The 15,866-nt window shown below is 51.3% G+C and carries 15 protein-coding genes; 4 read left to right on the top strand and 11 right to left on the bottom strand.

Going from position 1 to position 15,866, the window contains the following annotated elements:
- The first annotated feature begins 342 nt into the window (after window positions 1–342).
- Window positions 343–831, top strand: coding sequence for a hypothetical protein (locus tag ACP86_RS22885; RefSeq protein WP_158499471.1), 489 nt, complete (start codon window positions 343–345; stop codon window positions 829–831).
- Between the two features lie 215 nt (window positions 832–1,046).
- Window positions 1,047–2,179, top strand: a protein-coding gene (locus ACP86_RS19835; RefSeq protein WP_413771717.1) for an IS3 family transposase whose coding sequence is annotated in 2 segments (ribosomal slippage) — window positions 1,047–1,329 and window positions 1,329–2,179 — 1,134 coding nt in all. Because the reading frame shifts where the segments join, the coding sequence is not laid out codon by codon here.
- A gap of 65 nt (window positions 2,180–2,244) precedes the next feature.
- On the opposite strand, the gene ACP86_RS19830 is transcribed toward ACP86_RS19835, so the two are convergent.
- The 8 genes from ACP86_RS19830 to ACP86_RS19790 form a co-directional block, all read right to left on the bottom strand.
- Window positions 2,245–4,377, bottom strand: a complete 2,133-nt coding sequence (locus ACP86_RS19830; RefSeq protein ID WP_200905077.1) for a TrlF family AAA-like ATPase — start codon at window positions 4,375–4,377, stop codon at window positions 2,245–2,247.
- Window positions 4,378–4,417: 40 nt separating this feature from the next.
- Window positions 4,418–4,816, bottom strand: a complete 399-nt coding sequence (locus tag ACP86_RS19825) for a type ISP restriction/modification enzyme (protein WP_158499470.1) — start codon at window positions 4,814–4,816, stop codon at window positions 4,418–4,420.
- Window positions 4,817–4,869: 53 nt separating this feature from the next.
- A protein-coding gene (locus tag ACP86_RS19820; protein ID WP_144422721.1) for an IS3 family transposase occupies window positions 4,870–6,002 on the bottom strand; the annotation gives its coding sequence in 2 pieces (ribosomal slippage) (window positions 4,870–5,732 and window positions 5,732–6,002; 1,134 coding nt in all).
- A 65-nt stretch (window positions 6,003–6,067) separates the two neighbouring features.
- Complete coding sequence (locus ACP86_RS22780; protein WP_141201868.1) at window positions 6,068–6,829, bottom strand: type ISP restriction/modification enzyme; 762 nt, start codon at window positions 6,827–6,829, stop codon at window positions 6,068–6,070.
- A 4-nt stretch (window positions 6,830–6,833) separates the two neighbouring features.
- Window positions 6,834–8,041 (bottom strand): IS3-like element ISMaq2 family transposase gene (locus ACP86_RS19810; RefSeq protein ID WP_094182537.1). Its coding sequence is split into 2 segments (ribosomal slippage): window positions 6,834–7,714 and window positions 7,714–8,041, totalling 1,209 coding nucleotides; the frame shifts between segments, so codons are not numbered across the junction.
- A gap of 61 nt (window positions 8,042–8,102) precedes the next feature.
- Window positions 8,103–10,307, bottom strand: coding sequence for a DNA methyltransferase (locus ACP86_RS19800; protein ID WP_141201869.1), 2,205 nt, complete (start codon window positions 10,305–10,307; stop codon window positions 8,103–8,105).
- Between the two features lie 19 nt (window positions 10,308–10,326).
- Window positions 10,327–11,289 carry an IS30 family transposase gene (locus tag ACP86_RS19795; protein WP_075267727.1) on the bottom strand — a complete coding sequence of 321 codons (963 nt, stop codon included), beginning with the start codon at window positions 11,287–11,289 and terminating at the stop codon, window positions 10,327–10,329.
- 276 nt (window positions 11,290–11,565) lie between these two features.
- On the bottom strand, window positions 11,566–12,126 hold the full coding sequence (locus tag ACP86_RS19790; RefSeq protein WP_053115195.1) for a recombinase family protein: 561 nt from the start codon (window positions 12,124–12,126) through the stop codon (window positions 11,566–11,568).
- A gap of 361 nt (window positions 12,127–12,487) precedes the next feature.
- Here ACP86_RS19790 and ACP86_RS19785 point away from each other — a divergent pair, with 361 nt between their 5' ends.
- A complete protein-coding gene (locus ACP86_RS19785; RefSeq protein ID WP_052479581.1) occupies window positions 12,488–13,021 on the top strand; it encodes an antitoxin Xre/MbcA/ParS toxin-binding domain-containing protein in 534 nt (177 codons plus the stop codon).
- A complete protein-coding gene (locus ACP86_RS19780) occupies window positions 13,018–13,536 on the top strand; it encodes an RES family NAD+ phosphorylase (protein ID WP_052479582.1) in 519 nt (172 codons plus the stop codon). Before ACP86_RS19785 ends, ACP86_RS19780 begins: the two co-directional genes overlap by 4 nt.
- A 404-nt stretch (window positions 13,537–13,940) precedes the next feature.
- Here the strand turns inward: ACP86_RS19780 and ACP86_RS19775 are convergent, their stop codons facing one another.
- The 3 genes from ACP86_RS19775 to ACP86_RS19765 are packed head-to-tail and all read right to left on the bottom strand — an operon-like array spanning window position 13,941 to window position 15,861.
- Window positions 13,941–14,738 carry a hypothetical protein gene (locus tag ACP86_RS19775; RefSeq protein ID WP_227507763.1) on the bottom strand — a complete coding sequence of 266 codons (798 nt, stop codon included), beginning with the start codon at window positions 14,736–14,738 and terminating at the stop codon, window positions 13,941–13,943.
- 35 nt (window positions 14,739–14,773) lie between these two features.
- Entirely contained in the window at window positions 14,774–15,265 is a 492-nt protein-coding gene (locus ACP86_RS19770) for a hypothetical protein (RefSeq protein ID WP_041335736.1), read from the bottom strand.
- 2 nt (window positions 15,266–15,267) lie between these two features.
- Entirely contained in the window at window positions 15,268–15,861 is a 594-nt protein-coding gene (locus ACP86_RS19765; protein ID WP_053115194.1) for a hypothetical protein, read from the bottom strand.
- Window positions 15,862–15,866 lie beyond the last annotated feature (5 nt).

Genomic DNA, 15,866 nt, shown 5'->3' with positions numbered 1-15,866 from the left:
TATTGTCGGCCAAGGCCCCCTATGAGCCGGACATTCTCACCCCTGTTGCCCACCTTACGCTGACTGTCCTGGACGCAGATCGGAATCGTGTTTTTGAGATGCCGGCACCCGAACCCGGATGGTCACAATGGATGCTGGAATCTGTGACAGCGCATCTCACTTTGCCTGAGTTGGATGCTTTTCTCGGTGAAGAGTGGGTGGGGTCTACAGAGATCTAATAAAGCTCGTGCCTGCCTTTTGGCCATGGGCACGCTAAGCCCATTAGATTTTCCATAACCTCAGATTATGCGCAGCGGTACCGTTCGCCAAATTCAGCCAGTGGCAGTCTTCCCAACGGAATCAGTGGCAACCTTGGTCTGGAATACGCAGAAAGGAACTGATATTCCAAGACTGCAGTTGTGCTGCCGGCTCAGCAGGATTCGAACGGAGTTTCATCAGTCTGTCCGGAGGCGAAACTCAACTAGCACCTTCTTTGGGCTTCCAGATTTGATAGATAGTTTTACGGCGATCGAACGCTTCCGGTCCGCCTTCCATGATTCGGATTATCTTAGTCTGACAATCCTTGGAGTCGACACTACCCGTCACTACATCGAAGGCGTCGTCCTCAACGCTGCAGGCTGTCACAGTCTCGGCATCACCGAGTACCGGAAAATTGGCGTTGTGTGTGGCAAAGATGAATTGCTGCCTTGGTTTTATTGTGCGCAACAACTTTACGACTTCCTCATAGACAGTTTGGCTATCGAGGTCATCCTCTGGCTGATCTATAAGGAGAAGGTCATTGTCGTTTTGGCTGAGCAGGAACAGCATCATCGCAGAAGCTCGCTGTCCTAATGAATGCGATCTCAGTGGCTTCTCGTTATATGTAACTTCATAACTGTTCGGAATTTGGAATGATAAAAGAGAAAGCGCATTATCCGTAAATATTTCGGAAAACGTTTCCGCCTTGCTCCGCGCCTTTTTTGCAGCCTCAGAGAGATCTGAAGTGGACCCCGAAATTTGGACAGGTGCCTAAGCTCTGATTCATCATCTCCACAAGGAGGAGAATCATGAGCAAGAAACGCAAGCAATACAGCGCATCATTCAAATCCAAAGTCGCCCTGGCCGCCCTCAAGGGTGACCAGACCACATCTGAAATTGCTGCCCGGTTTCAGATCCATCCGACCATGGTCAGCACCTGGAAACGCGAGCTGCTGGAGAATGCCCCGGACCTCTTCGAAGGCAAAAAAAGGTCCGGCAATCAGTCCAACGAGCCCAGTTCTGACGAGCTTTACCGCGAGATCGGTCGACTGACGGTGGAACGCGATTTTTTGTCGCGCAAGCTCGATCAGTAAGCCGTCAACGCCGGTTGGCGATGATCGAGCATGGCCATCCCCAAGTCAGCATTGTGCGCCAGTGCGAGCTGCTCAAACTGAGCCGCTCGTCGGTGTACTACGTCCCTCGTGAACAGTGTCAGGAGGATCTGGATCTGATGTACCTGATTGACCAGCAGCATTTGGAAACGCCGTACTATGGCTCTCGTAAGATGCGTGTCCACCTGGAACGTAAAGGCCACCGGATAAACCGCAAGCGGGTTCAGCGCCTGATGCGCACCATGGGCATTCAGGCGGTGTATCCACGCCCCAGAACCAGCATTCCGGGCGACGGGCACAAGGTGTATCCGTACCTGCTCAAAGGGCTGAAAATCGACCGCGCCAACCAGGTGTGGGCAACAGATATCAGCTATATTCCGCTGGCTCGGGGCTTCATGTACCTGGTCGCCATCATCGACTGGTACAGCCGCAAAGTGTTGTCCTGGCGGGTCTCCAATACCATGGACACAGACTTCTGTATTGATGCCCTGGAGGAGGCCTTACAGCGCCATGGAACGCCGGAGATCTTCAACACCGATCAGGGTGTCCAGTTCACCAGTGAGGCCTTCACAAGCGCTCTCAAAGAGCATGGCATCCGGATCAGCATGGACGGCAAGGGCTGCTACCATGACAACATCTTCGTGGAACGGCTCTGGCGCAGCGTCAAACACGAGTGCGTCTACCTCACAGCCTTCGAGGATGGACACCACTTAAAGCAGGCGCTCCACCGGTACTTCCGGCATTACAATCAGACCCGGTACCATCAGACCCTTGATTACCAAACACCGGATGAGGTGTACTACCAACAACCCATGACCCTGGCAGCTTGAACCGGGAATAAAACTGGATCAGAGCTTAACCGCACCTTCAAGCTGTCCAACTGATGGGGTCCACCTCAATCTGTGTAAATTGCACCGAAGTCATTATATTCAGCTGCCAGCCCAGCAAAGGATTCCTTTCGGATGTTGCTGCCCCGGAATGTATCTTCCATCATCTTCTGAAAAGCGGTTTTATCGCCTTTGAAGTCACTGGCGATTTGAAGTGACGGCTGAGCCGAGTTGATTTTATCGAGTTCGGCGGCTATGAATTTAAATTCTGCGTGCCACGCCCCGTTGAGGTTGGCTATGGCCCGAAGTACGGCATCAAGCTTTGACGAGTGCTTTTCGGTTTTCTTCTCGAGCTCAGTTACTAAGGTCTTGAGTTCGGTCTTCCTTTCTGTGAGTTTTATATAATCGTCTGGCTGTATAGATGTAACACCGTTACTTTCGAGAGCCTTCACGAGTTCGCGTTCTATCTCAGCAAACTCTTCCTTGAGGCTATCCTTAGTTGTTTCAAGCTCGTTACGTAGCGCACCAAGATCAGTCGTCACGGTCATGATGGACGTTATCACTGTCTTTGCGCCGGTAATCGTTTCTTTTAGCTTTTCTAGCTGGGCGGTGTATTTCTCGAATAGTGACACATTGAACTTTGATTGGTGCGGCCCGATCTCTTCGAACCTTTCTTCGGCATCACTGACAACGCTTTCGAGGTTGTCCTTCCATTCAGCGACCGCTTCGTCCACGGTCTCACAAAATGCCAGGTCATTGCTGAACTCGACCTGCTTTTCTAGCTTGGCTTTTACGCCATGCTTGTCGAATTGCTCAAGACGGAACGTGACATTCTTTAGCTCGCCTTCAACCGAGGCTAGTTGATCAGCATCGCTGTGCAGCGATATGAGAGCCCCGACAGCCTGTTCAAGTTCGCCCCTCTTCTCTTCAATCGTTTTTCGGTAAGGTTGAAGCCCGTCACCAAGGAGCTTTTCGACAAGATCTCGACCAAACTCCTTGCCGGCAGCGGCGAGATCCTTTTGCCCGAAATAGAGCGGCCTGTTGATGACAGTTTCGCGAATCGAAACACCGGGCTGTAACTTGCCGGCGACATATACGTCTGGCGCGTGGCCGTAAATGCGCTGGACTTCGTAGCGAGTGCCATGACGATCGGTTGCTTCAACCACAACCTTGCCCCCACTCTTGAGCACGTAGGGGATCAGCCCGTCCTTATATTCTCTGTCCTGCGCCTTGTCTCCAAACTCTACATTGAGAGCATAGCGAAGGCACTCCAGTACCGAGGACTTGCCGCTACCTTGAATTCCGATGAGACAGTTCAGGTGCGGAGAGAACGTGACCCGTTTTCCATCGAACAAACCACCCTCGAAACGAATAGCGTCTACGTGAGAGTGTTTTACATCTGGTGCTTTGTTTTGGCTCGTTCGGAAGGGGTAGTCGGTCAGGGCGTATCGGACAGCATCGAAATTGAAGTCGCCGATCTGCAGAAAGCTCTCTTTTCCCCTCCCCACTTCATCCAGGACCTTAGGGTCACTTCCTTCAAGTTCTGCTGGGTAGTTAGAGCCCCACCACTGTTGCACCTTCCTCCGGCATTTCTTGTCAGGTTTGTCATGCGTGCGCACCTTTTGGAAGCCGAGACAGTATTTCTGGATCAGTGGATCATCGGCCAGCTCCTGCATGCGCCCGCCGTCGATCTCATTCCACAACCCGCTCGGCGCTTCAACGTGTGCAAAAATGATGAAGAAATCCTTGTTGTACTGCTCTAACTTGTTCAGCGTGGCAAGCAGGTTGTCGTTGGAACGTCCATTTTCCTGTTCGTACTGGTCAGGGGTCTTACCTGTAAAGGCGACATTAAGAAACTGGTTGATGTAATCGTTCCCATCCTTAAGCCAGTCGTCGGAAAAGACGACGAGCGTATGCACGCCGTTAGCACCGTCATTGACCGACAGCTCCACACCGGGAAGCAGTCCAATGCCGCGCTTTCGCGCGGCATTGCGCAAGGCTTTGAATTCGCCCATATCGAACTTGTTGTGATTGGTAATGACGCCAAGCCCGACACCGGCCGTTTCGAGTCTGTCTATGTACTCGCCGACGAATGCGTTATCGTCACCGTCGTACCTGAACTCCTTATCGGCCTTCGTGTGAAGGTGAAAATCACCTCGCACCCAGACGCTTCCGTGTTCAAACGGATTACTCTTTGACATGTTGTTCTCCGGACTGCGCTGTTGCTTCGAGTTCTCCTTATCAGTAGAGCAAAGAATCGACCTCATGCATCAATCGATGAGTTTCCATCAATGCTGCAATAATGCTTTGATAGTGACGTATGTCATTGAAGGAGAGCTCCATCCCGTGCCTATCTTTGAGCCATTTCTGCGCAGGTTGATAACCTCCTATATGGAATTCCCAAGCTATTAAAGGAACGTTCTCGAAATACTGGCTGTCGTTAATCCAAACCCTCCCTGTCTCACTATTGGTTTGTTCATAACCACGACTTGTCTTCGTCATTTTCCGTGTAACACGGTTATCGCCTTCAACTGGATAGGTCGAATTTGTCTCATCAAGTAGGGCGGAATCTAGCAGGTGAAGATCTCTCAAGCGGCCACCTAAATCTACTAGTGGCCAGAACGTTGAGGTGGACCCCATCAGTTGGACAGCTTGAAGGTGCGGTTAAGCTCTGATCCAGTTTTATTCCCGGTTCAAGCTGCCAGGGTCATGGGTTGTTGGTAGTACACCTCATCCGGTGTTTGGTAATCAAGGGTCTGATGGTACCGGGTCTGATTGTAATGCCGGAAGTACCGGTGGAGCGCCTGCTTTAAGTGGTGTCCATCCTCGAAGGCTGTGAGGTAGACGCACTCGTGTTTGACGCTGCGCCAGAGCCGTTCCACGAAGATGTTGTCATGGTAGCAGCCCTTGCCGTCCATGCTGATCCGGATGCCATGCTCTTTGAGAGCGCTTGTGAAGGCCTCACTGGTGAACTGGACACCCTGATCGGTGTTGAAGATCTCCGGCGTTCCATGGCGCTGTAAGGCCTCCTCCAGGGCATCAATACAGAAGTCTGTGTCCATGGTATTGGAGACCCGCCAGGACAACACTTTGCGGCTGTACCAGTCGATGATGGCGACCAGGTACATGAAGCCCCGAGCCAGCGGAATATAGCTGATATCTGTTGCCCACACCTGGTTGGCGCGGTCGATTTTCAGCCCTTTGAGCAGGTACGGATACACCTTGTGCCCGTCGCCCGGAATGCTGGTTCTGGGGCGTGGATACACCGCCTGAATGCCCATGGTGCGCATCAGGCGCTGAACCCGCTTGCGGTTTATCCGGTGGCCTTTACGTTCCAGGTGGACACGCATCTTACGAGAGCCATAGTACGGCGTTTCCAAATGCTGCTGGTCAATCAGGTACATCAGATCCAGATCCTCCTGACACTGTTCACGAGGGACGTAGTACACCGACGAGCGGCTCAGTTTGAGCAGCTCGCACTGGCGCACAATGCTGACTTGGGGATGGCCATGCTCGATCATCGCCAACCGGCGTTGACGGCTTACTGATCGAGCTTGCGCGACAAAAAATCGCGTTCCACCGTCAGTCGACCGATCTCGCGGTAAAGCTCGTCAGAACTGGGCTCGTTGGACTGATTGCCGGACCTTTTTTTGCCTTCGAAGAGGTCCGGGGCATTCTCCAGCAGCTCGCGTTTCCAGGTGCTGACCATGGTCGGATGGATCTGAAACCGGGCAGCAATTTCAGATGTGGTCTGGTCACCCTTGAGGGCGGCCAGGGCGACTTTGGATTTGAATGATGCGCTGTATTGCTTGCGTTTCTTGCTCATGATTCTCCTCCTTGTGGAGATGATGAATCAGAGCTTAGGCACCTGTCCAAATTTCGGGGTCCACTTCACGTATCTGGGTTTGGGTACGGGACTTTCGGATAATCTGTTTTCAGAAATTCATAGAAATTAGTTCTATAGGTTGGACTGTGAAGCACCGCGTAAACGTAATCAAAAACATCAAGCGCTGAGAATGAACTGCTCCTGGAGTACTCACCATCGCCAACAAAGGTTAGGCTGAGCCTGGATTCAAACTCTCTCACATGCTCCTCAACTAAGTTAGGGATTCGCCCCGCTCCTTCGCCCGGATACAAATAGAGCGGGGCAATGTTATTAACTTCTTTATTGGAGAGAGAGTGATGCTGAATTAAGCGATCGAACACAAAAACATCCGTAAATGGACGCCTTTGCTCGATATTCCTATTAAAACTGAGACCAAGATTTGGTCCAGCCAGAAAGTGACGCATTACCTCACTGCGAGGCATACAGTGAAAGCCTTTTGAGCGACCTGTGTAATAGGTAAACCTAAAATCAAAAGGTCGGTAACTAATGGGAACAATACAACTATCTCTGCTGCCAGAATCGTGCAAATCCCTCCGAGCTAAATGAACTTTCCAATCACGAACATCATCTCCAAGATTAAACTCATTCCGAGCGGTTTCGTCGTCAATTGAAAGGAATCTATCTACAGTATTTCTCACCTGGGCTGCCGACATGTGGATGGAAAAATTGTCTCTCGCGGTAGCAATTCCAACTGAGCGTACTCGGAAGAGATCTCTAACTGAAAAACCGTCATTATATTCTGTAGTTGCCCCCGCTAAACCGGACACCACCTCATTCGTTTGATGCCAGTTCTGCCCGATATTCCCAGGGCGATTTCATTTTCAGCCCCTTGTGCGGGTGGCTTCGGTTATAGTCCTCGATCCATCCCGGCAGCCTGGCCATCACCGTGGCGGCATCAGGGAGATCGTTCAGGTACACATAGTCCCGCTTAAACGTCTTCACGAAGGCCTCCGCCATGCCGTTACTCTGAGGGCTTCTCACCGGTGTGGTACACACCACAAAGCCCAGAGAGGACGCGAAGGTCCGCGTTTCTTTGGCAATGTAGCAGCTGCCATTGTCTGTCAGCCACTCCAGCGGATGAGGCACCCTCTCTGACTGGCCGAACCGGTATTCCAGGCTTTCCAGCAGTAGGTCCTGAATCATCTCACCGGTGATGCCACCAGTGGTCGCTACATAGCGCATCAGCTCGCGATCACAGCAGTCCAGGCTGAAGGCTACACGGACAACCTCCTTGTTCCAGCAGCGGATCTCAAAGCCATCCGAGCACCAGCGAAGGTCCGGCTTCAACGTAATAACCTGGCCATTGTGGCAGCGCTCTTGAGGTCGCCCTGTATACCGGGGTAACAGCAGCCCATCCTGCTTCATCAGTCGGTACACGCGCTTGTGGTTTACTCGCTCATCGTTGGCTGCGAGCAACCGATTCAGTCGAGCCGTGATCCTTCGATAGCCATTGGCCGCACGGGCCTCGCACAGCTCGCGGATAAACGGTAAATGCCGGTCATCGTCCTGTTTGCTGTATCTCGGGCTTCGGCCTTTCTGGCGACCATGAAGGCGATCCAGAAGATTGGAGCGCGACACCTTCAGCACTTCCGCAACCCGCTTCAGAGGGTATCGTCCGGTGGCAGCAACGGCATGCGCGAGATCAACTTTTTTGACTGAGCCACCTCCAGGGCTTCCCGGAGTATTTCAGCTTCCATCGTCTTGCGGCCCAACATCCGCTCCAGCTCCCGAACCTTCTTGTTCAGGGCTTTCACCTCGGATGCGCTTACAACCTCATCACCGGATTCAATCGCGGACATGCCACCGTCTTTCATCAGCTTCTTCCAACGGAACAACAGACTTGCTGATATACCATGACGCCGGGCGACAAGCGATACCGACATGCCTGGCTGCTCACACTCTGCAACCATGAATGCTTTCTCCTGCGCGGAATACCGGCGACGGCGCTGCACTCCGGTTATGACTTCGATTCTCTCCACCTTGGACACTCCTTTGCACTAGGTCTATGCCTAGGCCTTTGCTTCTACCAAGGTGTCCGGTTTAAATGGGGGCTACTACATATTCTGCTTGCGCATCGAGATTCCTTGGAATCATATAGAATTGAGGCGCAACCATTGTTAGCTCTTGAAAAGGAACGCTGGAAAAATTCGTGTTCGAAAGATAATCATATTTAGCGTTCCGGCTCCCGAATAAATCGTGATGAAAAACTTTCCCCAACTCTTTTTCTGACTTCTCCCCGGTCTTGATCAATATATTTATGCTGACACCCTGCTCTATATCAAAGACGTTCTCATCCTTTGATCCATCTGGAGCAACTTCTTTTTTCTTCGCATTACCGTGGAGATCAATCGTATAAATTTCGTCATAGGTTTTAAGAAGGTTCCAGCGCATCCCGCGGAAAGTAGGGTTGTCAAGAAACCCGTGCGGGTTGATAAAAGCAACAATCCCCTCACCATTTCGTTCGACAAAATGCTGAGCGAATCGCATAAACTTCACATAATCGTCATTAATCCACTTTGAGTTACGCTCTTGAAGCGGAATCTCTCCCCCAGGCTCTTTCTTGTAATCTTCCATCAACTGCATGATCCAGTCTCCCTTATTCCGGCTTTCTCCTGAGTATGGAGGATTCCCGAGGATCACCATGACGGGTGTATCTTTTTTCACCGCATTGGCTTCACGTGATTCATTGCTTAGCCATTGCGCGAAGAGCGAGTGCGTGTCTGGATGGTGTTCCTCCAAGGAATTGGTAAGGAAAACCCTCAAGCGTTGTTGTGGGTTCTTAGGCTTAAAACCGGTTTCTCCAAGTAGCATGTCGAGCTTTAGATGGGCCATAGCGTAACTGGCCATCAAGATCTCAAACCCATTCAGCCTGGGAACCAGATCATTCTCAACATAGCTCGACCATATTCCCTGGTTCTTTGCGAAATACTGTGTGTAGATAGAACGAACCACTTCAGAGATAAACGTTCCTGTACCTGTGGCCGGATCAAGCAATTGGACCCTATGAATATCTTTCTTATAGCGCCTGTAACCAGTGCTAGTTCGCTTATCACGAACCTGTGACTCTACTTCTATCGAGGTTTTCGAGTTATCAGCCAGACCGTTCGGCAAATTGAATCGTTGCTTCAGAACCTCATCAACCGCTTGGACAATAAAGCCCACAACCGGCTCCGGTGTGTACCAAACGCCTCGGGATTTTCTGAGCGCCGGATCGTACTTTGCCAAGAACGTCTCGTAAAAATGGACAATTGGATCATTCTGAGCAGTCGTTTTACCAAACCCATCTAGAATCTTGCGCACATCCGAATGGCGAAAAACCTCCGCCAAGTTATCAACTGTTGAGCGGATTCGGTCGTCGATGTTGTAACCGGCAACCGACTGAAAGAGATTTCGCAGCAAGGGGTTACTGTGGGGGATCAGTTGCGCCGCCTCATTACGGTCAAAAGTTTCCAGAGTCGGGTCATGGTAGCGTGCTGCAAACAGCCCATAAGCCAGTGTTTGGGCATATAGGTCCGCGAACTGCTTCGGCTGAAGATCATGAATCAGCATATCCTGAAAAGTTTCGAACTGACTCGTCAGCTCTGTTATTACCTCGTCCTTCAAGTCGCGGAGCAGCGCGCCCTCAAGAATTGTCTCCAACAGCCGAGCTTTACCTGCCATAAGTTCAGCCAGTTTGATCGGAGATTTGACCGTTTGTGCAATGAATGTCGCGAAATGCTCAAGCCACCGCTCCAACAAGGGGAAATTTTCTGGTATCGCCTTAACGCCGTTGGGACCGAGCTCTCCAATACTGATCTCTTGAACCTTTTCGCCGTGCTGAAAAAACTGAAAGGTCAGATAGTCAGTGATAATAAGATTATCAAGCGCCTTTCTGTACCGAGAAAATTGTTCCGCATAAGCCTTGGAATCTAAATCCTTCCCTACATCTTTTGCCTCAATATAACCAAGGGGTAAACCTTTTCGGGTTATAACGAAATCTGGGCTCCCGCAATCAGTGACATTTACGGGCTCATTAGTCACGTCGACGTCCGGCAGTATTTGGCGCAGCAGCTGTTCAAAGTCTGAACGATAAGCGTGCTCGCGTGAGATGTTCGAAGCAACCCGGTTTTTCACTGAGGCGATGTATTCGTCGAGTGTCATTAATAATCCGTTTTTTGGTTGGCTTTTCTGAATAATGTCCAGATTTCTTAATTGAGCAATTAGCTTTGTAATCAAACGGCCTTCTGAAATCGTGGATTCAACCAATAACCGCAGCACCGCTCATTTATAGTGCCCCGGAATATTCACCCCAGAACACCTCTGCCGGTGTCCGGTAACCCAGCCGTTTCCTGGGTCGGTTATTCAGCTGCTCAACCACTCGATTGATATGAGTTTGGGACAGCTTGGCGAAGTTCGTCCCTTTCGGGTAGTACTGGCGTAGCAAACCATTCGTGTTCTCATTGGTGCCTCGCTGACCCGAGCAATACGGATCACAAAAATAGGCGTCCAAGTTCAGCGCTTTGGCCATGTGTTCATGCTCTGAAAACTCACTGCCGTTATCCAAGGTCAAAGTTTGAGCCGCGCCCCGAATCGGCTGCAGAAGACGAATCACGGTTCGCGCTGTCTGTTTGGCCGTGAACTCGCGTAGACGACCTGCAAGCAAGTAGCCGCTCCGACGCTCAACCAGAGTTACTACACCAGATTGCTTGTGGCCCTGAAGAACTGTGTCGCCTTCCCAGTGCCCCAGCGCGCCGCGGCTTTCAACTTCTTCCGGGCGATGTTCAATGCCCGTGCGATTGGGTATTTTGCCTAAGCCTGCATCCTTGGCATTGCGCCTACGACCGCGGCTGTTTCTGTGCCGGCAATAGCGCCAGAGATTGCCGCCGCTGAGCCGGTCACGATGGATCAGATCATAGATCCACTGGTGACTGACACGAACCGGCGTCTTCATGCGATTCATGAAGCCGGCGATCTGTTCAGGGCTCCAGTGTTGCTTTAATCGTGTGCTGACCCACTCTGTCAGCCACTGCAATCTTTTGTGCCATTTAAAGGCTCGGCTGCGCCTGGCGTTCGACTGTTGCTGCGCGTGCTCGGGGTCATAGCCCGAGGTGCTGTTTCGCCTTAACTCACGGCTAACGGTGCTGCTGTGGCAACCGATTATTCCGGCGATCTGTCGTTGGCTTTTGCCGGTCACACGCAAGGCCGAAATCTGATATCGTTGTGTCTGGGTCAGTTGTCGGTACTTCATCACTGCTTCACTTTGGTCGGTAAAGTCCGTGAGGGTACCGGCAACGGCCCTCCCATCTCTACCTGGTTACACCAAAGTGCTGCAGTTATTATCTGAATTCACGATTCCCACCCTAACTAGAGCTAGGCCAGGCCGTCGCATTGGATTTCCATAGGCACTGTCTGATTGCTTGCCGTTCCAATGGGATTTCCACGAACACGAAGGGATGCCATAAACCGTTCAAGCCAATAAACGTGCTTGCTGGTGTAGCTCTCCCTCTCCTTTTTTTTAAGAATATTAGCCCTTTTCGTGTCGGTTAAGTGAAACGTTCAGAGTAGTTCTGGCAACGCCAAAGTGTTCAGCGACCTCTTTTTTGGTGATGTTTGGGTCTAACAGCATGGCTGACGCTTTCTTCACATCGTCATCTGACATGGACGGTTTACGACCACCTTTTCGCCCCCGAGCCCGGGCGGCCTGTAATCCAGCCATTGTCCGTTCCCGAATCAGGTCATGCTCAAATTCAGCAAGCGCCCCAAAAATATGGAATACGAGCCGGCCACCGGAACTGGTGGTGTCAATGGATTCCGTCAGTGACTTGAAGCCAATTTCCCGATCATGGAGATCCTGGACGATCTCAACCAGGTCTTTCAGTGACCGAGCCAGCCGGTCGAGTTTCCATACGACTAGAACATCGTCCTTACGCAGCATACGCAGACACTGTGAAAGCTCAGGTCGCTCTCGACGCATGCCGGTAAACTTTTCCTGGAAAACCTGGTCGCACCCGGCTTTCTCCAAAGCATCCACTTGGAGCTCTGCGTTCTGATCCTGAGTGCTGACACGTGCATAACCTATGATCATCAAACGTACCTTATCTGTTCATAGATTCTTGTACGTGATTATTGGACGCGAAACAAGGCAAAAACCCTTGTTTTCGGCAAGCACTCCGAAGCGTCCAGAAAACGACCGTTTCCTTGCTATCACGAAGTGCATGCTTGATTTGGATGTATTCACGATTTAGAGGAGTTTAGCACCGCTGAAGCGTGGTCCCCGTAACGGCCGGAAAATGCAATGCACTCGGCGCTTCAGCTTTCATTGGCCAACCGCCAAGAGATAAAGGGATTGAATGGGGCCACCTTCGCTGGAGATACAAGGGAGGGTTGTTGTTTCCGGCCGTGTCCGGCTCTATACTGTTATCATATGAAATTTTGGAGGCTATCAAATGATAACTATTGAGTCCGGCGGAAAAGATAAATCCCGCAGCCAAGTCAAGAGGGTGTTTAAGCCTCAGCTTGAAAAGCGGACGCTTAGCGATGATGAGGCACGCGCCCAAAAAGAGCTGGTTGTGAAGATCATCTTTAACAGAAATTCTACTTACCGAAAGGGAAATTCGGATATCGTTCATTCCATCACGGAAGGGTTTCCTGCGGCCGCAGTATCTCGGCTCGTTGAGTACCTCAACATCCGTCAGAATGAGATGCTAAAGCTTCTGCACATTACATCAGCAACTTTCAGTCGGCGCAGGAAAGACGGTAAGCTCGAGTCTGTCGAGTCGGATCGGGTCTATCGGTATACGCGTTTGGCTGCATTAGCAACGGATATGTTTCATGGGGATGGAGAGGCAGCCCGGCACTGGCTCAAGAGTCCTGCTTACGCCTTCAAAGGTGAAACGCCGCTGGAACATGCTCAAACTGAATATGGTGCTCGTGAGGTGGAGAATCTGATCGGACGGATTCGACATGGAATTCCTTCATGAGTGATTTGAAATTATTCAGGATATGCGACCCCCAATACGCCGAGACTCCTGATCAGATGCTTTCTGGAGAGGGCGCTTTTCGATATGGGGGGCGCTGGAATACTCCTGGGAGTCGAGTTGTCTATTTAGCGGAATCCCTGTCGCTGGCTGCCTATGAGTTGCTTGTGCATGTTCCTGACCAAGTTATTGCACCCTACAAACGGATCCAGGTTGAGGTTCCAGAGAAGCTAATCATGACGCTGGATGATTCTGTGCTTCCAGATGATTGGCAGGAACCCGGCCACCCTGACTTGGTAGCGATCGGTGATGACTGGATTGCCAGCGAACAGTCTCTGGGCCTGTCAGTACCTAGCGCCCTAATTCCTGGAGAACGAAACGTAATGCTGCTTCGGGATCACCCCGATTTTGACAAAGTGCGGGCTGGCGAGATTGAAGATTTTCGTTATGACGCTCGGCTTACGGGAATTGTGAAAAAGCGCTTATCGTCGATTGTCGATGATGAAGAAAACGACTGAGCTCAGCCATCCAAGTCAGCTTTTACGTACTCCTGAAGACTGTGTCAGATTCTCAAGAAGTTTGAAACTGGAAACCGGCGACTTTGAGCCCTTGATGGATACTGCCACCATCGTTATCCGACCATCCCATCTGGCTCTCAACCATCAAGGAGAATCGCTAGCGTTAGCTTCGGGTGCATCTCCTACTCGCCGAATTTCCTGAGATCCCCAGATCAGGACACAGGGCTTGCCCCAACGATCCCACACAGCAATAGCAGGGTCTACCGATTCTGCAGCAAGTGCCCTCGCCTTTTGTTCAGCCTCATGCAGTGACGCAAATCCGTGCTGATCCGTCCTATCAGCCGTAAAATAACCACAGTAAAATTCTGATTCTTTCATCTGCTACCTGCCTTGGTATTGCCGCCTCAGTTCACTAGGCGGCTTGCACTCCTGCTGTACTGGTCAATCAATTTCCTGTACTGATCGACCGTGTCAGAGTCTAAGCCAATCGCCCCACCACGCTCTGCCAACTCTTGAGCTGCAGCAACCAGAGCGCCATCCAGCTTGTCTTCATAACGGGTGTCTTTTAGATTTACATCAATGGCGGCCTGCAGGACCTTCAGTCCGTCCTGTAGGGTTTGCTGGGAGTTTGAAAGCCAGAAGCCGATCCGATATCGACAAGGTGCGAAACCAATTTCAGCACAGCGGTTAAAAGCGTCCATCGTGTCCTGGGCCAGCTGTTTGAGACCACTAGCCTCAATAGTTGGTGCCATAGGAATGGCAACCTCTGGCCCGCGAACCAGATGGTTCAGCAGATTGGTTTCGGCCACGAAGTAATCAGCAGGCCAGTATCCTTTGTCCGACGCCAATTTCATGAGATCGAAGGCGGCTTGCTCCCGGTTGGGAATATCCGCCTCGGCGAAAAGCAAGAGAAGAGCATTGTTAACCAGGACATCGACACTCATGTCTCCGCTGGTCAGCCGGTTGACCCAGTGATTCGGTCCGTAATGAACAATGAAAGGGATACCAACCTCTTCCTGAAAATGCGGTGACGTTGGCGTCGTGTGGTCCATGCCGATTGCCAGCAGCAGCGTTTGCAGGCGCTCTTCGCTGGTGTCCAGGTTGTGCCCGAAAATTTCGGAGACCCGGTCAAAGGTAACCTCTGGAAACGGCTTTCCAGAGGGAGCGTCAGTAGAGGCCCAGACCGGTGCAGCGGTCATCATGGCACCCACCAGACAGAGAGATCCGACTAACCGCTTCATTCCACGTGCTCCCGGTCCCTCACCTCATCGATCTGCCAACTGTCGATATCGGTTGAGTAGCGAAGCTCGATGGTGCGTGCAATTGTCGGAACGTAATCGACACAGGTATTGGTCACGAGGTAATGCAATTCAGATTGCCGGGACTGGGAGCCATAGGTTTTGGCGTCCTCGAACGTGAGGCTCTCGCACTTTGCATTCATTCGCTCGAGTTCGAGAACGCGATGCTGCTCAATGGCTGTACCCTGGCCGGTTGTCTGGGCCAATTGGGCGACCAATTCGCTCAGAAAGCGGCGGTATTTTCGACTGTAGAAGACATTCAAGTCTCGACCAGACAAGCCGACAGCAGCCTTTTCGTAATAGATTTCAACTAATTCTCGGGCGTTTGCTTCCGTTGCCAAACGCAAAGATTTTCGGTCGTACTCAGGGGGCTCGGCAAGCGCCAATGTGCTCAGGCTAGCCCAAAGCAGCAACAGGGTCAGTGTTTTCATCGCTAATCTCCAAAGTAGCCTTTGCGGTCCATTTTGAGCTTCCGCCAGATCGGCAAAATCTTCTGCACCAGCTCATCGCGATTTCGAATAGCTCGAATTCGAATGATCGGTTGATCCGCATCTTTTGTTTCAAGAACCAGCGTGGACAGACCGAACAACCCCATGAGCCCTGCTGGCGGACTCTTAATGTCTGACACCTCTGACATTTCGCAGAACAATTCCTGGCGGAAGATTGAGGTGATGCCCTTTGCTTCTTTGATCTTGTTGCGGGTGATAACGGTCCGCTCACACTTCACCGTGAGATAAGACATGAGAACATTCAGGACGCCAACGATGAGAAGCCCGTAGATTGAATACCGGACGACTTGATCGATCAGTGGTGTGTATTGCTCTTTCAGCCCTGCATTCCATAACACCAGGCCAACGCCGGCCGCCGCGAAAACGAGGCCCCAAAAGATAAAGCCACCAAGATTTACTATCTGCGATGGACTGCCCTCCCAAACAACTTCTTCGTTGTCGTAAGAGACGGGGGTGCTGGCGTCCAAAGGATCCGTTTTCGGATTTGCTTCAGCCTCGATTTTATTGGTCTCGCTCATGATTT

Source organism: Marinobacter sp. CP1 (assembly GCF_001266795.1).
Taxonomy (GTDB): Bacteria; Pseudomonadota; Gammaproteobacteria; order Pseudomonadales; family Oleiphilaceae; genus Marinobacter; species Marinobacter flavimaris.
Note: the sequence above shows the minus strand (reverse complement) of the source record. Positions and strands in the feature narration are given on the sequence as shown.